The 17,680-nt window shown below is 47.3% G+C and carries 20 protein-coding genes; 10 read left to right on the forward strand and 10 right to left on the reverse strand.

Annotation, left to right across the window (positions count from 1 at the left end):
• From ACYVI9_RS11335 to ACYVI9_RS11355, 5 genes are all read right to left on the reverse strand, one after another.
• A complete protein-coding gene (locus ACYVI9_RS11335) occupies positions 1 to 936 on the reverse strand; it encodes an HlyD family secretion protein (protein ID WP_460764638.1) in 936 nt (311 codons plus the stop codon).
• 18 nt (positions 937 to 954) lie between these two features.
• Positions 955 to 2,226, reverse strand: coding sequence for a TolC family protein (locus ACYVI9_RS11340; RefSeq protein ID WP_460764640.1), 1,272 nt, complete (start codon positions 2,224 to 2,226; stop codon positions 955 to 957).
• A 59-nt stretch (positions 2,227 to 2,285) separates the two neighbouring features.
• Entirely contained in the window at positions 2,286 to 2,918 is a 633-nt protein-coding gene (locus ACYVI9_RS11345; RefSeq protein ID WP_460764642.1) for a TetR/AcrR family transcriptional regulator, read from the reverse strand.
• A 129-nt stretch (positions 2,919 to 3,047) separates the two neighbouring features.
• Complete coding sequence (locus ACYVI9_RS11350; protein ID WP_460764644.1) at positions 3,048 to 4,613, reverse strand: hypothetical protein; 1,566 nt, start codon at positions 4,611 to 4,613, stop codon at positions 3,048 to 3,050.
• Between the two features lie 119 nt (positions 4,614 to 4,732).
• Positions 4,733 to 5,464 (reverse strand): Crp/Fnr family transcriptional regulator, encoded by a 732-nt coding sequence (locus tag ACYVI9_RS11355; protein ID WP_460764646.1) that lies wholly within the window; start codon positions 5,462 to 5,464, stop codon positions 4,733 to 4,735.
• Between the two features lie 111 nt (positions 5,465 to 5,575).
• On the opposite strand from ACYVI9_RS11355, the gene ACYVI9_RS11360 reads away from it, so the two are divergent.
• The 3 genes from ACYVI9_RS11360 to ACYVI9_RS11370 are packed head-to-tail and all read left to right on the forward strand — an operon-like array spanning position 5,576 to position 8,463.
• A complete protein-coding gene (locus ACYVI9_RS11360) occupies positions 5,576 to 6,208 on the forward strand; it encodes a class I SAM-dependent methyltransferase (protein ID WP_460764648.1) in 633 nt (210 codons plus the stop codon).
• A gap of 34 nt (positions 6,209 to 6,242) precedes the next feature.
• Positions 6,243 to 6,809 (forward strand): PhnA domain-containing protein, encoded by a 567-nt coding sequence (locus ACYVI9_RS11365; RefSeq protein ID WP_460764650.1) that lies wholly within the window; start codon positions 6,243 to 6,245, stop codon positions 6,807 to 6,809.
• Between the two features lies 1 nt (position 6,810).
• Positions 6,811 to 8,463 carry a SulP family inorganic anion transporter gene (locus tag ACYVI9_RS11370; protein WP_460764652.1) on the forward strand — a complete coding sequence of 551 codons (1,653 nt, stop codon included), beginning with the start codon at positions 6,811 to 6,813 and terminating at the stop codon, positions 8,461 to 8,463.
• An 84-nt stretch (positions 8,464 to 8,547) separates the two neighbouring features.
• On the opposite strand, the gene tpx is transcribed toward ACYVI9_RS11370, so the two are convergent.
• The 3 genes from tpx to arfB all read right to left on the reverse strand — a co-directional run bounded on the left by tpx (position 8,548) and on the right by arfB (position 10,728).
• The gene (gene tpx / locus ACYVI9_RS11375; RefSeq protein WP_460764654.1) at positions 8,548 to 9,048 is read right to left on the reverse strand and encodes a thiol peroxidase; all 501 of its coding nucleotides are present in this window, start codon (positions 9,046 to 9,048) and stop codon (positions 8,548 to 8,550) included.
• A 15-nt stretch (positions 9,049 to 9,063) separates the two neighbouring features.
• Entirely contained in the window at positions 9,064 to 10,218 is a 1,155-nt protein-coding gene (locus ACYVI9_RS11380; protein WP_460764656.1) for a formylglycine-generating enzyme family protein, read from the reverse strand.
• Between the two features lie 108 nt (positions 10,219 to 10,326).
• Complete coding sequence (gene arfB, locus ACYVI9_RS11385) at positions 10,327 to 10,728, reverse strand: alternative ribosome rescue aminoacyl-tRNA hydrolase ArfB (RefSeq protein WP_460764658.1); 402 nt, start codon at positions 10,726 to 10,728, stop codon at positions 10,327 to 10,329.
• Between the two features lie 51 nt (positions 10,729 to 10,779).
• On the opposite strand from arfB, the gene dtd reads away from it, so the two are divergent.
• The 5 genes from dtd (at position 10,780) to ACYVI9_RS11410 (ending at position 13,944) form a co-directional block, all read left to right on the forward strand.
• Positions 10,780 to 11,232, forward strand: a complete 453-nt coding sequence (gene dtd, locus ACYVI9_RS11390; RefSeq protein WP_460764660.1) for a D-aminoacyl-tRNA deacylase — start codon at positions 10,780 to 10,782, stop codon at positions 11,230 to 11,232.
• Position 11,233: 1 nt separating this feature from the next.
• On the forward strand, positions 11,234 to 11,578 hold the full coding sequence (locus tag ACYVI9_RS11395) for a nucleotide pyrophosphohydrolase (protein WP_460764662.1): 345 nt from the start codon (positions 11,234 to 11,236) through the stop codon (positions 11,576 to 11,578).
• A gap of 6 nt (positions 11,579 to 11,584) precedes the next feature.
• The gene (locus ACYVI9_RS11400) at positions 11,585 to 12,592 is read left to right on the forward strand and encodes a YihY/virulence factor BrkB family protein (RefSeq protein WP_460764664.1); all 1,008 of its coding nucleotides are present in this window, start codon (positions 11,585 to 11,587) and stop codon (positions 12,590 to 12,592) included.
• Positions 12,593 to 12,663: 71 nt separating this feature from the next.
• Complete coding sequence (locus ACYVI9_RS11405) at positions 12,664 to 13,014, forward strand: HesB/IscA family protein (RefSeq protein ID WP_460764666.1); 351 nt, start codon at positions 12,664 to 12,666, stop codon at positions 13,012 to 13,014.
• Between the two features lie 33 nt (positions 13,015 to 13,047).
• Positions 13,048 to 13,944 carry a class I SAM-dependent methyltransferase gene (locus ACYVI9_RS11410; RefSeq protein WP_460764668.1) on the forward strand — a complete coding sequence of 299 codons (897 nt, stop codon included), beginning with the start codon at positions 13,048 to 13,050 and terminating at the stop codon, positions 13,942 to 13,944.
• 16 nt (positions 13,945 to 13,960) lie between these two features.
• Here ACYVI9_RS11410 and ACYVI9_RS11415 read toward each other — a convergent pair whose 3' ends face one another.
• Positions 13,961 to 14,785 carry a glutaminyl-peptide cyclotransferase gene (locus tag ACYVI9_RS11415; RefSeq protein WP_460764670.1) on the reverse strand — a complete coding sequence of 275 codons (825 nt, stop codon included), beginning with the start codon at positions 14,783 to 14,785 and terminating at the stop codon, positions 13,961 to 13,963.
• 249 nt (positions 14,786 to 15,034) lie between these two features.
• On the opposite strand from ACYVI9_RS11415, the gene ACYVI9_RS11420 reads away from it, so the two are divergent.
• Positions 15,035 to 15,505: an Lrp/AsnC family transcriptional regulator gene (locus ACYVI9_RS11420; protein WP_460764672.1), complete on the forward strand. Its 471-nt coding sequence runs from the start codon at positions 15,035 to 15,037 to the stop codon at positions 15,503 to 15,505.
• A 2-nt stretch (positions 15,506 to 15,507) separates the two neighbouring features.
• Entirely contained in the window at positions 15,508 to 16,488 is a 981-nt protein-coding gene (locus tag ACYVI9_RS11425) for an EamA family transporter (RefSeq protein WP_460764674.1), read from the forward strand.
• Positions 16,489 to 16,502: 14 nt separating this feature from the next.
• On the opposite strand, the gene ACYVI9_RS11430 is transcribed toward ACYVI9_RS11425, so the two are convergent.
• Positions 16,503 to 17,582, reverse strand: coding sequence for a DUF2279 domain-containing protein (locus ACYVI9_RS11430; RefSeq protein WP_460764676.1), 1,080 nt, complete (start codon positions 17,580 to 17,582; stop codon positions 16,503 to 16,505).
• Between the last annotated feature and the right edge of the window lie 98 nt (positions 17,583 to 17,680).

Raw genomic sequence — 17,680 nt, forward strand, 5'->3', positions numbered from 1 at the left:
TTATTTACTCCAGAGAACTTCGCCGTACATACCGATTTTCAGAAAGCCATCGTTTTTCACTTTTACTTTAATGGCATAGACCAGGTTGGCTCTTTCATCTCTGGTTTGTATGTTTTTGGGAGAGAATTCCGATTTATTGGCGATCCAGGTAATCTTCCCATCGTATTCCTTATACGCATCCTTATCCTGATCGATTCGAATTTTTACGGCCTGGTTTAGTTTTATCTGTGGTAACTGGGTTCCGGTTATATAAGCTTTCAGGTACAGGGTATCGGTATTTGCAATTTTATATAAGGGTTTACCTGCTACCTGAAATTCCCCCTGCAGGGCATATTTGGTTAATACGGTACCGGCAATCGGGTTGATTACCTGTCCCTGGTTGATTTGTTCCTGGATCCGGGCTGCTGATTTTTCCAATGGGCTTTTCTCACTCAGAATACTCCGGTTCTGGATATGGGTATTGTAAGTATTTAAGACAAGTTGCTGTTCTGTAACGGTAATCCGCTTCTGTAACTGGTTAATGGCGGCATTGATATCGTCCAGTTGTTTTTGCGTCGCCGCATCGGCCTTCACCAGATTTTCTGTTCTAGTACGTTCCCGGATTTGCTGTGCCAATTGCGCCTGCTCTACGGCCAGCTGTCTGCGTACCAATTCCTGTTGTTTCTGCGGATTCGAAGTTTTCTGCGACAATGCTTCCATGCTTGCCTGTACCTGCTGTTTCTGCAGTTCGGCTGTTCGCACATCTATCTGACCGACTTTGTCCCCAGGCTGTAGCGTCATACCCTCTTCGACGGTAAAGGAGAGTAATGCACCGTTTTGCTGGGAGGATACAATGACTTCATCGGCTTCAAAATTACCTGAAGCATCGTAATCGATATTTTGCTGACATGCATGTAGCAGTAATGCTCCCGAAATAAGTACTATGAGCTTTTTCATTTTCTTGGGTTTATTTTATTAATTTCCTGTGATGAATTTTTGATTATACTGAGCCTGCAGCAGCTGTATCTCATGGAGCGTCTTTTGCTGTCGGGCCAGATGCGCTGCGTTTAATTTTTGAATGTATTCATGGGTGGTGATCACACCGTTTGCCAGTTGTGCTTCCGCGGACTTGGTGACCGAGGTACGTAGATTGATAACTTCCTGATCCTGCTGAATTAATTTGAAGTATTTTTTAACGGCTTCATCTTGTTGGCTGAGATCCAGGCGGACATTGAGCAGAAATGCTTCGCGATCTGCTTCCACAGCCTGTTGACCGAGTTGTAATTTATTTTTTCTGCTGTTCAGGCCGTACAGACTCCCCAGCGACCAATTAAACCGGATACCGGCGAGGTACCAGGCGCCAAATTTATTCTCCAGTATGTTCAGGGTGGGTTTGCCATAAGCACCCTGAAAGAAAAGCTTGACTTCCGGCAGATAGCCGGTCCTCAATTCTTTTTTCCGGATCTCATAGGATTCGTTTTGCAGATCAAATGATTTTAATTCCGGCCGGTTTATGGCTTCGGGTATTGTTTCTGTTTGAGGTATAAGTAGGGTTGTAGAATCGGGTAGTTCTTTGCCGATCAATAGCGAAAGCATTTTTAAATAAGCACTACGATTGGCACTATAGGCCGTACCCGCCATTTCAATACTGACAATTTCAGCTTTCAACTCATCTAAGCTGCTTCGGAATGCGACCCCGTTTTCAAGGGCGGCTTCTGTTTTTTGTATTTGTGTCTGGAGGTTCGCTTTCCTGATTTCATTCTGATCGAGCTGGGCCTCCATCAGCAGCACTGAAAAATAGAGCTCATTGATCCTGCTGTTGACCGCATACAGACGCGCCGTTAATTGCTGTTCCTGTAGGGCGGCATCGGTGTTGGTAAGGGTTTTATCGTTTTTTGCTTTACCACCGTCATAGACCAACTGGGAAACCTCGCCCTGCAGCCTGTATTGGTCTTTACTTAAGATGGGAGGTGTAAAACCGGAAGGTGAATCACCCGCACCCAGTAAGGAACCATAGTCAACGACCGCTGACTGATAGGTCAGCTGACCGGAAAAACTTACCTGGGGTAAATGTCTGTTGTTGATATTTTTAATATCGATGTCCCGGGACGCTTCTATTATGTCCATCTTTTTTAAGGTGGGGTAGTGGGCCTTTGCCAGTTCGTGACAGGCTTCAATAGTCAGCGATTGGGCATTGACCCAGTTAAAAGCGAGGACCCAGCCAACCAGGGTGAATAAAGTTTTCATGTGCTTTAGTTTTTTAATCGATAGTTTTAAACAAATGATTAATTCTGTTCCAAAAAAAATTATCCGGCCAACATCATGTTTTTAACCCAGATTGGAATTTTTCTTTTTCTGTCCTTCATCAATGAGATAAATTCCTCATAATTTATATGACCGATGCCCATAACCAACGGTTTGGCTACAAAAGGAAAAATAACCAGCCCTATCAGGTTCATCAAAAATTGCAGGGGGTTATGTTCTGTGATCCGGCCCTGCTTGACGGCTTCCCGGTATTGTGCATAAAATTTTGAACGATTGATAACCTGGTCGATCGGTAATTTCCTGAGCAGGTCATGGGGATTATTTCTGATTTCTGATATGATAAATGTGGGTATTTCCGGCTCTTTGATAATAAAGTCAATATATTTTTCAGCAACCAGTTGTACTTTCTGGTCCAGGGTGGTGTTGTCATCATTGAGAATAATTGCCATGCGTTCTACAAAGCCGTGCAGGGTTTCTACCATAATGATCTCAAAAAGCTTGGCCTTACTTCTGAAATAGTAGTTCAATAATGCCAGATTAATGTCGGCTTCGTTGGCAATATCCCTGGTTCGGGTCGCCGCAAACCCTTTTTTGTAGAACACCGTTCTTGCAGCTTCCTTGATTTTCTGTTCCGTAGAGCTGTCCTTCTTTTTTGTATTTTTTATGTCATCCATATAAGTCGAATCTACATTTCCTGCACAAAGTAAAAACAATTTCCTGAATTAACCAAATGTTTTAATCAAATGATTAAATATTATACATTCCTCATCTCTTAAAATTCCGAAATTGAGGGATAGCAACCGTTATCGGGGCATCCGGGCTCCCGTTTTACCGTTATACTGGAGCGACTTCTCGCCACCGTCGAATACGACGTGAATATCTGCATAGTATTGAGAAAAATCGGGCCGGATTCTGCGGTCACGTGTGCCCCAACGCCTGCTTTTTCGCAAACCGATATACATAACATCTTTGAGATTGTAGCTGGTAGCAATATCTTTCAGCACTTTTTCGAACACCTCGTATCGGAGAGAGTCAAAATGGAACATTCGCTCTGGTTCCATCCGATAAGTCATATGTCGTCCGTCTACTGAGTTGCCATGAATCGTAACCATACTCACATAACCGGGCTTTTTATAGTTTTCGGCGGTGATATTGGTGAAGTCCTGGTAAAAAAGAACGGATTCTACACGTTGGTTGCCAATCCAGTCTACGGCTTTGTCGAATGCCATTTTAAATAATTCCGGATTGAAATTGCCTTTGCGCTGCAGCATGAGTTTTTGGGGGAAGTATTTTATTTTTAACTGCATCCATTCCAAATTACCTGTAATCATGTAAGGGGAAAGAAAGCCAAAAACAAATAAGGCGGGCGCCAGCAACCAGCCGGTCCAACGCAGTAAGGGATTAGCCGGTCCTTTAAACAGCTCCAGATAGCTGGTTTTGGTTTTAAGGGGATACACTTGCCGGGCAGTGTAATGTTCATAATCGGGCCGTATCACCAGCGGTGCAGTGGGTATTGCGATCGTACCATAGCCCGGCTGTCGCTCATCTTCAAAAAAAGATACCAGCTTGCCGGATTCCATTTGCGCAGCTTGCGCATCCGTGAGAAATTGACGAATCGTTGTCTGATAAGGCGTTCCGACACCAGGGAATACGGTGAGGGTAATGAACATCAGGTCCCTGGATTCCAGTATGCGCATGCCGGAGAAGCTGCACGCATCAATGCGGGCCGGAACTGCGGTTTGACGATGAAGATGGGTTGGGTTGGGGGAGGGCGATTGTTTGCGTCTTATATACCTGAAAAAGATCATTACGAATGTCCATCCCAGTCCGATCGTACCTAAAATAAAAACCGGAATAAACCAGAAAGGGAAGAATCCCTGTGTCATCGCTACAAAACAGCCAAGAACCGCACCCGTAATTAGCAGTAATAGTGTTTTGTAGATAAAGATATAGAACCGTTCCTTCCAATAAGGCAGGGCTTTCGTATTCTTCATCAACTGATCCTGTGTGGGATACTCAGGATCAAAGAAATCTTTCAAAGCCGGCCATAAATTATTTCGGAACAGAAATATCAAAATGGCAATTGCCGGCAGTGCCATGGACGCCAGTTTGAAAATCCTGGCAAAAGGATGGGGTCCCGATGGATTGCTGCGCGATATTATCGAGAATCCGTAGAATTGCCAAAGGGCTACTGTCGTCAGAAAAATCAGTACATAATAAATCCAGGTTTCATGTTTTTTTCTGTGCTCCAGGATTACCAGCGGCAAATAAATCGCCGCAGCTATAATACACAATAAAAGGATGGTTTTTGATAACGCTGTCATAAGTTTTTGCCATGTCTGTGCACCCAACAGGGCCATCGCTGACATGTTTTCATCAGTGGTTTATAGGTTATGACTGATGCTCTTAAAGATAGCTTTTTTTAAGCGGATTTCAAAGGGTTTACCCTGTTTTCCGGCAGTTAATTTCCGACACTTATATAAGAAAGCTATTTGCCATTGGCCAGTTTTACGAGCCCGGCGACATCGTGAATCAAAATCTGCCTTCCCCGGGTTTCCAGTATGCCGGCTTCTTTAAATTCAGAAAGTATTCTGATGGCGTTCTCCGTGGCAGTTCCTACCAGACTGGCCAGATCTTCGCGGCTCATATTGATGACCACAGGGTTGCCTGGTTGAAAATCTACTTTGTATTTCTCTCGCAGAACTACGAGTTGTAAGGCCATCCTTTCGCGAACGGATTTCTGACTGATCAAACTGATACTATTAATCAGCACGCCAAATTCATGACTTAGTATCTTAAGTATTCTGGAATTGAAAATCCTGGATTGCTGCAGCAGATTTAGAAAGCCTTCCCGGGGAATAAAAGCAATCTTACTATCCTGAAGGGCAGTGGCTGAATCAGGATACAGGTCTTCGGCCAGTACGGCATGATAGCCAATCAGTTCTCCTGAATTCGCCACATAGAAGATCTGTTCTCTGCCGCTGTCATTGAGTTTGTATTTTTTCACGACACCGTCGATGATATAGAATATCCCCCTTGCTGTCCAGCCTTCTCTGAAGATCATTTCCCCCTTCTTGTATACCTGTTCTACCCGGTGTTGCATCAGCATATCCAGGTCTTCGGGAGGCAGCCCGGAAAGGATCGATTCCCTTTTGAAATCCCATTTTTCAATGGGGAAAATACCCTCAATACTCATGGTGGCAAAGGTACCCCTTTTCAAAACTGATATTATGCAGTTTTTTCACTGATAAATTGCATCTAATTTCCGGGGTTTAATAGCGAACTTTGCGCCCCGGCAGCGAACACTGCAGTTATTTTTTATATACAGGAAATGGGAAAAGTTTTGTTGGATAGTGAACCGGACAGGCAAATACAGCCGGACAGTGCATCTTTTTTGAAATCAGATATGGTATTTGATCAGCTCTATCCACCGGAGATCGGCGCCTTGTCGAGCTATCATTGGACCCCCTTGCATATAATCAGGCAGGCCGCAGACTTTCTGAATACCGCTTCGGATATCCGGATCCTGGATATCGGCTGCGGCGTAGGCAAGTTTTGTCTGGCAGGTGCCTGTTATGCGCCCCAGGCCCAATTTTTTGGTGTTGAGCAGCGGCGGCATTTGCTTGGACACGCCGAGCTGGCCAGAGAAAAATTACAGATCGGCAACGCAACTTTCATCCATGCCAATTTTACCCAATTGGATTTTACCCGGTTTGACCATTTTTATTTTTTCAATGCATTCTATGAAAACCTGGACAGTCTGGAGCGAATCGATGAGGCCATCGATTACTCAGTAGAGTTATATGATTATTACAACCGTTTCCTGCGGCAGCGACTGCAGGAGAAACAGCCCGGGACCCGTCTGGTAACTTTTCATAGTCTGGAAGATGAGATACCGCCGGAATATCAACTGCAGCATGATTACTCCGACAACCAGCTGAAATGCTGGATAAAGACCAGCTGATACCAGGGAATTATTTACTATCAACTTAAAATATATGAGTACTGTCATTACCCCCGAATTGCAGCGACGCTGTGAAGGCACTTGTGAGTTATGTGCCGGCGCGGCAGCCACACAGGCTTATGCCGTAAGTCCCAGAAATCACGACCATATCGAAAATGAAGTTGCCCTTTGCGATACCTGTCTGGAATCGCTGGAGGATCCCAAAGCCGCGACGCACTGGCAATGTCTGGCGGGCAGCATCTGGAATGAGACGCCCAGTGTGCAAGCTTTGAGCTACCGCTTATTAACCCGCTTTAAAGATCAGGAATGGGCCAGCGATATACTTGGCGCGGTGGAGCCTGAGGAATCCGTGATGCACTGGGCTTTATCTGCCTTTGAAATTAAGGAGCAGCATCTGGACAGCAATGGCGTGGTATTGCATCAAGGCGATACCGTCGTGTTGACCCAGGCCCTCAATGTGAAAGGGACCAGTTTTTCGGCACCCAAGGGAACGATTGTGCGGAAGATCAGACTGGTACCCGACAATACGGAACAGGTAGAAGGCAAGATCAACGGTCAGACCATTGTGATCCTGACCAAATACCTGCGGAAATCTTCCTGATATGTTTAGGCCGAAACTGCTGGAAACCTTGCGCCGCTACGAGTGGCAGCAATGCCGCAGTGATATCATTGCAGGGATCATTGTGGGCATTGTAGCTTTGCCACTGGCGATTGCTTTTGCGATTGCCAGCGGCGTTACGCCGGAAAAAGGACTCATAACTGCCATCATTGCAGGAATCCTGATATCCGCACTCGGTGGCAGTCGGGTACAGATCGGAGGACCTACCGGTGCCTTTATTGTGATCGTCTATGGTATCGTGCAAAGCTTTGGCGTCGGGGGACTTATTATCGCCACTTTTATGGCCGGCATCCTGCTGATTATTATGGGGCTGGCCCGATTGGGTTCGGTGATTAAATTCATTCCCTATCCGCTTATTACAGGATTCACCAGTGGCATCGCACTGATTATCTTTTCGGCACAGCTCAAAGACCTGCTGGGTCTGGAGATAGCAAACCTGGCGGCAGATTTTCCCGGCAAATGGCAGCAGTACATCCGGCACCTGGATACGACCAACTGGTATGCGCTGGGCACCGGGCTGTTCACGATAAGCATCATCGCCCTGTTTCCCCGGATTACCCGAAAAATACCCGGTACTTTTATCGCCCTGATTCTTACGACCCTTTTGGTGAACCTGTCGCAGCTTCCTGTGGAGACGATTGGTACCCGGTTCGGGAGCATACCGGACCGCCTGCCCGCTCCCGGTATTCCGGATCTGAGCTATGAAACCGTTAGAAAACTGATTCAGCCCGCCTTTACCATCGCATTGCTGGGCGGCATTGAATCCCTGTTGTCGGCCGTAGTGGCGGATGGGATGATCGGGGGGCGGCATAAATCCAATATGGAACTGGTGGCACAGGGAATTGCCAATATAGGTTCTGCTGTCTTTGGTGGCATTCCGGCTACCGGTGCCATCGCACGCACGGCAACCAATATTAAAAATGGCGGACGTACACCCGTTGCCGGCATCGTTCATGGCCTTACTTTGCTGCTGATCATGTTATTTGCGGGTCGCTGGGCGGTACTGATACCCCTGCCGGCCCTGGCGGCGATATTGATTGTCGTTGCTTATAATATGAGTGAATGGGAAAGTTTCAGACGGGTGCTTCGGGGACCTGCCAATGATCGGGTGGTACTGCTCGTCACTTTTCTTTTAACGGTTTTTGTGGATCTCACGGTAGCCATCGAGATTGGTATGATACTGGCCGCTTTTCTGTTCATCCGGCATATGATCAAAGTCAGTTCGGTAGGGCCCTGGTTGAATGACTCCGAAGAAAGCCAGGTTGCTGAGGAACTTCCTGAAGGATTACAGGTTTTTGAAATCTCAGGACCGCTGTTTTTTGGCGCTGCTGACAAGTTCCGGGAGGCCATGCGGTTTATGCACCCGTCGCCGGAGGTCCTGATACTTAGAATGGGTGAAGTGCCCGTTATTGATGCCACGGGCATCTATGCCCTCAGGGAAATACACAGGGAATTGGTCCGCAAGGGCAGCAGGCTGATTCTTTCGGATATTACCAGTCCGTCTGTCCTGGGCGATTTACGAAAGGCCAGATTGCTTTTTGCCATTGGCAAGGCCAATGTGACCCCCAATTTGGAGCAGGCCCTGGAGCGGGCCGGCATCCTGTTAAAAGATCGTCAACAGCAACCTGCCCCCTAATAAAAGTCAGTAACCAGTGCCAATAGTAGGGCACCGCAGCCCTCTTCTTGGCTATAATTCTTGAATTCCGTTCCACAAATACAGCTAAGCAGTTAATGCGGCTAACGCGGCTTCGTAATTGGGTTCCGAAGTAATTTCAGCGACCTGCTCGGTATAGAGAATATTATTGTTTTCGTCAGCAACTACCACCGCGCGGCTTAACAAGCCTTTTAAGGGCGAGTCTGCCAACCGTACGCCATAATCATTGCCAAATGTGCCCCGGAAATCAGAAAGGGTTTCGACATTGTTAATGCCCTCGGCGCCGCAGAAGCGTTTCTGGGCAAAGGGCAGGTCTTTGGAAATATTCAGCACCACGGTATTCTCCAGACCGGCAGCGCGTTCATTAAATGACCGTACTGAAGTTGCGCAGGTGCCGGTATCGATACTGGGAAAAATATTCAGCACCAGTTTTTTACCCTTATAGTCAGCGAGGGTTGCTTCTGAAAGGTCATTTTTTACCAGTATAAAGCTTTTCAGTTCAGAACCCACCAGCGGCAGGGTTCCAACCGTATTTACGGCTTCTCCTTTAAATGTAATTTGAGGCATAAAACATTGATTTTATTATTTTTTAACGGTCTTTATATCTTTAACACAGCGAAAGCCGGTATGTTCAAGTCCGGTATCCGGCGTGCTTTTCATTCTGCGGGCTACCCGGTAACCGCTGCAATAAGCGTCGTTACACAGAAAACTGCCCCCGCGAAGGCTTCTTTTTTTTGCACTGGGTTCCTGGGGATCATAAGAACTGGTCGGACCCTGAGGATTAACAGAAAGTTTTCCTTCCTGCTGCTTGTAGTAATCGGCATGGTACCAGTCACTGCACCATTCCCAGACATTGCCGGCCATATCATAAAGTCCGTATCCATTGGGCGCAAAGCTTTGTACCGGCGCTGCGGTAACATAGCCGTCTTTTTTTTCGTTCAGGTAGGGGAACTTCCCTTCCCAGCTATTGGCCTTGGGCTGGCCGGCATTCACATGTTCATTGCCCCAGGGATAAATATTGTCTATCAGGCCCCCACGGGCCGCAAATTCCCATTCCGCTTCCGTAGGCAGTCTTTTACCGGCCCATTGACAATAGGCCTGGGCATCATTCCAGCTGACCTGTACCACCGGATAATGGTCCTTGCCTTCAATACTGCTGCCCGGACCCTGAGGATGCCGCCAGTTTGCTCCCGCAACCCAGCTCCACCATTGACTATAGTCATTGAGATCTACGGGACGATCAGAAGATTTAAAGACCAGGGAAGCTGCCACCAGCATGTCTTCCGACGGTTTGGGGGTGCCGGGGGGAAGTTCTTTTTTCAAAGTTTCCCAATCGGGTTTTTGTTCTGCAGTAGTGATATATCCGGTCGCGTCCACAAATGCGCGGAACTGTGCATTGGTGACTTCGGTGATATCCATATAATAAGGATCCAACTGGACAGCATGTTTGGGGTATTCATCTTTACTGGCCTGTTTGTTGTCACCGCCCATTTCAAATCTACCACCGGGAATATACATCATGCCGGTTACTGAACTGTCACCGCTAAACGCTACGGCGGCGGAATCAGCACCTGATGCAAAGCGGGAAGGCACCTTCATACAGGAATGCACTGAATCTTTGTGTGTATCATCAGCAGCCGTATCCGAAGGGCTTTTACAGGCGATAAAAAACAACAATCCAATGCTTAGTAACTGAAAATAACCGTATCTGTTTGAAATATCCTTGGTACCACGCATAGCCTACAAATTTAATGGGATTATCTTATTTTAAAAACTATTTTGGAAACTGGGAAAACGCTGTCGCTCCTCACAGCGACTGCAGCACCGCTGGCAATGATTCCCTGGTTAGAAGCCGGAATAGGGTAGTTTCCTGCGGTTGCTCTTAATTTCAGATTTTCTTTTTTTGCGTTCGATTCTTTTTTCAACCGATGCCCGGGAAGCCCTGGTGGCAATGCGGGGCTTTTTTATCTCCAGTGCCTTGGTCACCAATCGGTTCATTTTGGCAACGACCTCTTTTTTATTGGCTGCCTGGCTGCGATGTGACTGGGAACGCAGTTGCAGCTGTCCAGTTGCACTGATGCGATGTGCCAGCCGCTGCATCAGTAATAGTTTTTGGTCGGCAGCCAGTAGTTGGGAACGATTCATATCAAAAACTGCAATAACTGCTGTTTCCACCTTATTGACATGCTGCCCTCCCTTACCACTGCTGCGGGTCGTCTGGAACTGCAGTTCCGTACTAATATCCATTTTGCTAAATTAATTTATATTTTTATTGGTAGGTATGTAAAAAAGTTAATCATGCGGGCAGTTATTCAACGTGTTTCAAAATCCAGTGTGCATATCGATGGTCAGTTGCAGGCCTCCATTGATCAGGGTTTGCTTGTCTTGCTGGGCATTGAAACAGCAGACACCGAAGCGGACCTGTGCTGGCTGAGTCAGAAAATCGTACAAGTAAGGATTTTTGGTGACGCGCAGGGACAGATGAACCGATCGGTAAAGGAAATAGAAGGTGGCATTTTACTGGTAAGTCAGTTTACCCTTCATGCGGCCACCAAAAAAGGAAACCGGCCATCTTTTATCAGCGCAGCCCGGCCGGAACAGGCCATACCATTATATGAAGAAATGATCCGGCAACTCAGGAAAGATCTGGGTCGGCCGGTTCAATCCGGGGTCTTCGGCGCAGACATGCAGGTGTCGCTGATCAATGACGGCCCGGTCACCATAATAATTGACACAAAAAATAAAATATAGTATGACGATAGCAGCAGCACAAGAAAGCGTTGATGAGTGGATCCGTTCCATTGGTGGCGGATATTTCAATGAATTAACGAATATGACGATTTTAACGGAGGAAGTAGGTGAACTCGCCCGTCATATGGCCCGTCAGTTCGGACAGCAATCCTATAAAAAAGATAAAGCGCCTGCTGCCGGTACCGAAAAAGACCTGTTGGCTGATGAAATGGCAGATGTTTTGTGGGTATTGTTCTGTCTGGCCAATCAAACGGGTATCGACCTCACCGGCGCTTTAGAAGAGAATTTCAGAAAGAAGACCGGTCGGGACAAGGAACGCCATGCGGATAATAAAAAATTAAAATAATAGTTTTTGAAAAAAGCCTGGAAAATACTGACCCAGTCCATCGATGCCTTTTTTGATATGCGCATCCTGAAACTCAGTGCGGCCCTGGCTTATTACACCATCATTGCCCTGCCCGGTCTGTTAATTGTTATTTTGTGGGTCGCTGATCTGGTATCGGGACATAACAGCTCGGTGGAAAGCAGTATTTTCTCACAGATCCGGGATTTTGTAGGCGCGGGCGCGACCCGGCAAATCAGGGATACCATTGATAATGCATCCCGGTTTCCGGATAAGGGAATTTCCATGATTATCGGTCTGATCACCCTGATTTTTGGTGCGACAGGCATTTTTGCTGAAATTCAGGACTCTATTAACATGATCTGGCGTTTGCGTACCAAACCCAGAAAGGGTCGTGGCTGGATTAAACTGATCCTGGACCGGCTGCTTTCTTTTTCAATGGTGATTTCTCTTGGCTTTCTGTTGCTGGTATCGTTACTGGCCAATAGCCTGATGGATATTTTTCTGGAACAGATAACCCGGATCATCCCCGAAACTCAGGTAGCGATTGCCTATATTTCAAATCTGCTGCTAACATTCCTGGTTACTTCTTTTTTGTTCGGTTTGATTTTTAAAGTGTTGCCCGATGCCCGTATTCGCTGGCGGGCGGTGCGGGCCGGTGCATTTGCAACGGCGCTGTTATTTATGCTCGGTAAATTTCTGATCAGCTATTATCTGAATCACAGCCGCTGGACTTCCGCCTATGGCGCTGCGGGGTCGATCATTGTTTTGCTGCTCTGGGTCTATTATTCTGCCGTGATTCTGTATTTTGGTGCTGCATTTACCCGGGTTTTCGCCATACACCATGGGATGAATATATTCCCGACCCAGTACGCCGTATGGGTGGAAGAAGTGGAAGTAGAAAGTCATGATTCCATACAAAACCTTCATAATGACCATATGGTGGCCCGGCACGAACAGGAACAGCCGGCGGCTCCCATCAAAGCACCACCGACGGATGAAGCGCCCGGAATTTAATCGAAATGGCTAATTCCGGGCTTCAGCAACAGTGCTTTTTGATACTGGCAGCAATTGTGTAATTTTGCCATATGGATATGCAAACAGCAACGATGACTCCGGTTACCATGACGGCGGGAGCTATTGCAGAAATCAAGCGTTTGATGGCCCAGCCAGGATTTGATCAAAGCCAGCAACTCAGGGTAGGTGTAAAGGGGGGGGGCTGCTCCGGTATGAGTTATGTGCTGGGTTTCGACAGTGCTACCGACCAGGATAAGTCTTTCTTGATTGATGGCATACCCTGCCTGATCAACAGCGCTCATGAACTCTATCTGGCCGGCATGGAGATTGACTGGAATGAGGGCCTGGATAACCGGGGCTTTACTTTTTCTAATCCCAATGCCAGCAGTACCTGTGGTTGCGGCACCAGTTTTGCCGTTTAACCGGCGTTTAATAAGGATCATTAACTTATAAGAATGCCTGATATCCATTATCAACAATGTCCTGTTTGTCAGTCGGATATGCTCGATCCCGTGTTTTTCGTGAAGGATTATACGGTCAGCGGTAAGGTTTTTGAAATCCTGCACTGCCGGCGATGCACGGCCCGGTTCACCCAGGACGTTCCTGATCAGCAGGAGATAGGGGCCTATTATAAATCGGAGGACTATATCTCGCATTCCAATACTTCCAAGGATCGGATCAGTAGCCTCTACCAGCGGGTGCGACGTATTACCCTGAAACAAAAGGCGTCCATCGTCAAACAATATACTGGGAAAAAAGCGGGTCAGATTCTGGATATGGGTTGTGGCACGGGCAGTTTTCTGCATACCATGCAGCGACAGGGCTGGCAGGTGACGGGTCTGGAACCTGATGCGGATGCCCGCCAAATGGCGCTTGAACTCTATGGCTTACAAACAGAACCGGCACATCATTTATACCAACTGCCATCCGCAGGTTTTGACGCTATTAGCTTATGGCATGTCCTCGAGCATGTACATGACCTGCATGCAACGGTGTCCCGGCTGAAAGCCTTATTGCGGGATCAGGGCAGACTATTTGTAGCGGTTCCCAATTATACCAGCAAGGATGCTGGTTTTTATAAGGAATACTGGGCCGGCTATGATGTGCCCAGGCACCTCTACCATTTTTCGCCGGCCTCCATGCAGCAGTTAATGGCGCAGCATGGATTAAAGATAATTCAACGGTTGCCGATGTGGTTTGACAGTTTCTATGTGGATATGCTCAGCAGCAAATACAAATACGGAAAAATCAGTTATATCAGTGCGGGCCTGCACGGCCTGGCCTCCAATATTCATGCAATTGGCCAAACGGAAGCCTGTTGTTCCGTCATTTATGTAATTGGCAGAAACTAAGGATCGCCAGCTTCGCCTACTGTCCTAATTGCACTTCGTAGAGTTCAGGCCATTTCTTACCCGTAATATAGATTTTTTTGCTTTGATCGTCATAAGCGATGCCGTTGGGAACATCGGCCAGGGGATCGATTTTGCGGATCCGTTCCCAGATCTGTGTAACATCGATCCGTCCCACAATCTGCCCGGAGTTGGGGTCGATTTTAAAAATATAAGGCTGTTGCCATTGGTTGGCATAGACAAACCCATCGATGTATTCCAATTCGTTCAGGTTGAAGGCAAGATCGCCTCCCTGGGTAACCGCCTGATTGTGCAATAGCCGGAAACTGGAAGGGTCATAAAAATACAGGTTACTGGAACCATCACTGACAATCAGCTCTTTTCCGTTATGGGTAATGCCCCAGCCTTGGGTAGGAATCTGGAATTCTTTTACTTTTTTGAAATCAGGCAGGGTATACACAAACACCGTGTGTTCTTTCCATGTCAGCTGGTAGAGGGTATCATTTAAAATCGTGATTCCTTCTCCAAAGTATTTTGGATCCAGTTTATGGGTTTTAAGCGCTTTACCACTCGGTAGATCTACCTGCATCAGCCGGGAAAATTTCTCAGTGCCCGGATCATAGGCTGCCCCACCGGTGCCTTCGTACAATTGGCCCTTGTAAATTACCAGGCCCTGGGTAAAGGCACTGGTGTCGTGCGGAAAGGAATTGATCACCGACAGGCTGATCGCCGGCGGTGCCGACGGGTTCGGGTCAGAAGTATTTTTTGCAGAACGGTCGGAATCGCCACAGGCAAATCCGTTAAAAACGATTGAAATCAGAACCAGATACCCTAAAATTTTCATCGATATTGATTTGTTTTAAAGGAATGCCCGATGCATCCGATTGGCAGCGGATGGTTGGGGATCGCAGGTTGCAAAAATAGCCGGGATTGGTCAGAAACATATTCCGGGATTCGTGTTTCTCAGAATTTTATGAATTAACGGCAATGATTCTTGGTTGGGTCTTAGAATTATATTAAGATTTAAACAATATATAACGAATATTATTCTTATTATTTGTAATAATGCTGAATTATATTCTATATTTGTGGGATGGATGAGAATGAAATAATATTGGATACTACGGATCTCAGTATCCTGAAACTGATGCAGCAGCAGGCGCGTATTACCAATGTTGCACTGGCCAAAAAACTGAGTATGGCGCCTTCGGCCGTGCTGGAACGGGTGCGCAAACTGGAGGAAAAGGGTGTTATCCGGGGTTATGCCGCCCAATTAAATCCGGTCGCTTTGCAGAAGGGCCTGCTGGCTTTTATTTTTATTAAATCTGGAGACGAGTTCGGTTCCGATGCTTCGGCCAAGGCGCTGGCCGCCATTCCCCAGGTACAGGAAGTTCATCATATTGCCGGAGACGACTGTTATCTGGTGAAAGTCCGGGTATCGGGCACGGAAGAATTGATGGAATTAAAAAGACGGGAGTTCAGTAATATATCCAATATCCTTTCGATGCGAACTACCATCGTTATGGAAACGGTAAAAGAAACACAGACGATTTCAATCAACTGATCATGAATCAAACAAAAAAGCCTTCCTTACTACTCGTGGCACTGGCATTTGCCGCGGTCTATCTGATTTGGGGTTCCACCTATTTTTTTATTGAAATGGCTGTCAAGCACATACCTCCGATGGTACTTGGGGCCGTCCGTTTTATTATTGCAGGTTTGCTGATGATGGCCTGGGCGGTCAGCCGGGGGGAAAGACTATGGAACAGACAGAGCCTGCCTGCTGCCGCCTTTAGCGGCGTCCTGATGCTGTTTCTGGGTAATGGCGCCGTCATTTGGGTGGAACAATACCTGCCCAGCTCCTTTGTGGCCATTTTTCTGGCTTCTGCGCCCCTCTGGTTTCTGGTTTTGGATAAGGTTAACTGGCGTGAAAATTTCAGCAATAAGTTTACCATACTGGGTGTGTCGGTCGGTCTGATGGGTGTGATCGCCCTTTTCTATGAGAAACTGGGCGCCAGCAACTTCAATAACGGCATACTGCCGCTGATCGTTTTATGTATGGCCAATATTGGCTGGGTGCTGGGATCCCTGTATTCCAAGTACAAAGTTTCAGGGATTTCCCCGATGGTCAATTCCGCCTGGCAGATGCTGGCAGCGGGGTTGGTATTTGCGATTTCCACCACGGCTGGTAAAGGGATTACAGATATCAGCTGGGGGGCTATTCCTGCGAAAGCCTGGTGGGCCTTGACCTATCTGATTGTCTTTGGTTCGATCATCGGCTATAGCGCTTATGTGTTTTTGCTGAATGTCAGGAGTGCCGCCCAGGTGAGTACCTATGCTTACGTCAATCCGCTGGTAGCGGTCTTGCTTGGCGTATTGATCAACCATGACCGGCTGACTGCACTACAGCTGACCGGACTGGCGATCATATTGGGCAGTGTGTTTTTTATTAACCTGGCCAAAAAGCAGCGGGAGAAAATCCGCGCCCGTATGGAGCAGGAACAGGCCCGCATGCCCGAGCCCCGCGAAATGGCCTGTTCGGATTAGACCGTTATCAGTATTTAGAAATAAATCAGGTGTCCTTTCAATTTACCTCTGGAATCCAGTTCCAGTGCAGGGGCAGGAAATTTCAGGCAATTGAGCAGGTAGAAAGAAGTCCGTAACCATTTATGCCGGGTTTTGATTCTTGTCAGATCAATATCCGGTGCCAGATAAAACTGACGGATCCGGGGGATCTCATGGCGACTGAAATTTTCCCCGGATTCATTGGCCCATTCATTGCTGTAACCTCCATACATATTATCGGCACCATAGCCCAGAGAGATGTTGAGCCATTCGGGTAACCGACTCTCCGGAAAAAAGGATTTCAGGTTCGCACTAAGCCAATAGGTCTGGGCATTATAATCCTTGAGCATTCTTTCATTCCACGCGGAACCGAAAAGATCATTCGCCCTTTGTTCCAGCAGGGGTTCGGCGTAGTTTTTCCGGTGAAAAGAAAACTTAAACTGAAGTTTCTGCGTTCCCCAGAGGGCTTCCTGACCCAGGAACAGGCCGCTTCCGAATATATTGGCGCCCATATCGCCCCAGCTAAAACCCCAATTGGAACTGAAGGCATCCAGTATTTCTATTACGGTCAGAAAACCCGGACCACTGATTCCCGCATAGAGCATTGCTTTTCGGTCACTGGCCCCGGCCCATTTCCAGGCACCAAAAGCCGAACGGGTCAGTTGATAGGTTGACCAACTATGCCCCACTTTATCGACCTGGTTCCATTCGCCATTATCATTGTAAAAATGAAAACTGCTGCGGGGATATTGGGCATACCAGGCCTGATTCAACCCGATCAGCATGCCGCCGTAAAGGCCGATACTACCATAACCAATAATGCGTTGCCGCCGCCGGTGTTTCAATGCCAGTGAAGTGTCGAGTGCATCAGACCGCCATTTGTCGCTATATTCCATCGTATCCTGCGGGATAGCCAGGGAAGCCGCTTCGCTGCTCCCATCCTCGGAGGAAGCTGCCACAAACGATTCCTGGGCGCCAAGACCAAAGGAAGCTGCCAGCAGAAAGATCGTTAATACCCCCGGTTTCAGGGGCCGAATCCAAAAGAAAATAAAGGATGTGCTTTTGAAGGAATTCATAGAACAGGCTGCAAAAGTAAGCATAGTTGACTAAAGCCATACCGTCCCGCATGCAACACCGGTTCATCAGAGTGTCCCTGCGGGTTCTCGGACCGGAA

This window comes from Niabella terrae, assembly GCF_054783135.1.

Bases quoted from the DNA above. Each gene is read 5' to 3' on its own strand.
- ACYVI9_RS11335 (WP_460764638.1), bottom strand. From the start codon at position 936: ATGAAAAAGCTCATAGTACTTATTTCGGGAGCATTACTGCTACATGCA.
- ACYVI9_RS11340 (WP_460764640.1), bottom strand. From the start codon at position 2,226: ATGAAAACTTTATTCACCCTGGTTGGCTGGGTCCTCGCTTTTAACTGG.
- ACYVI9_RS11345 (WP_460764642.1), bottom strand. From the start codon at position 2,918: ATGGATGACATAAAAAATACAAAAAAGAAGGACAGCTCTACGGAACAG.
- ACYVI9_RS11350 (WP_460764644.1), bottom strand. From the start codon at position 4,613: ATGTCAGCGATGGCCCTGTTGGGTGCACAGACATGGCAAAAACTTATG.
- ACYVI9_RS11360 (WP_460764648.1), top strand. From the start codon at position 5,576: ATGGGAAAAGTTTTGTTGGATAGTGAACCGGACAGGCAAATACAGCCG.
- ACYVI9_RS11365 (WP_460764650.1), top strand. From the start codon at position 6,243: ATGAGTACTGTCATTACCCCCGAATTGCAGCGACGCTGTGAAGGCACT.
- ACYVI9_RS11370 (WP_460764652.1), top strand. From the start codon at position 6,811: ATGTTTAGGCCGAAACTGCTGGAAACCTTGCGCCGCTACGAGTGGCAG.
- tpx (WP_460764654.1), bottom strand. From the start codon at position 9,048: ATGCCTCAAATTACATTTAAAGGAGAAGCCGTAAATACGGTTGGAACC.
- ACYVI9_RS11380 (WP_460764656.1), bottom strand. From the start codon at position 10,218: ATGCGTGGTACCAAGGATATTTCAAACAGATACGGTTATTTTCAGTTA.
- arfB (WP_460764658.1), bottom strand. From the start codon at position 10,728: ATGGATATTAGTACGGAACTGCAGTTCCAGACGACCCGCAGCAGTGGT.
- dtd (WP_460764660.1), top strand. From the start codon at position 10,780: ATGCGGGCAGTTATTCAACGTGTTTCAAAATCCAGTGTGCATATCGAT.
- ACYVI9_RS11395 (WP_460764662.1), top strand. From the start codon at position 11,234: ATGACGATAGCAGCAGCACAAGAAAGCGTTGATGAGTGGATCCGTTCC.
- ACYVI9_RS11405 (WP_460764666.1), top strand. From the start codon at position 12,664: ATGGATATGCAAACAGCAACGATGACTCCGGTTACCATGACGGCGGGA.
- ACYVI9_RS11410 (WP_460764668.1), top strand. From the start codon at position 13,048: ATGCCTGATATCCATTATCAACAATGTCCTGTTTGTCAGTCGGATATG.
- ACYVI9_RS11415 (WP_460764670.1), bottom strand. From the start codon at position 14,785: ATGAAAATTTTAGGGTATCTGGTTCTGATTTCAATCGTTTTTAACGGA.
- ACYVI9_RS11420 (WP_460764672.1), top strand. From the start codon at position 15,035: ATGGATGAGAATGAAATAATATTGGATACTACGGATCTCAGTATCCTG.
- ACYVI9_RS11425 (WP_460764674.1), top strand. From the start codon at position 15,508: ATGAATCAAACAAAAAAGCCTTCCTTACTACTCGTGGCACTGGCATTT.
- ACYVI9_RS11430 (WP_460764676.1), bottom strand. From the start codon at position 17,582: ATGAATTCCTTCAAAAGCACATCCTTTATTTTCTTTTGGATTCGGCCC.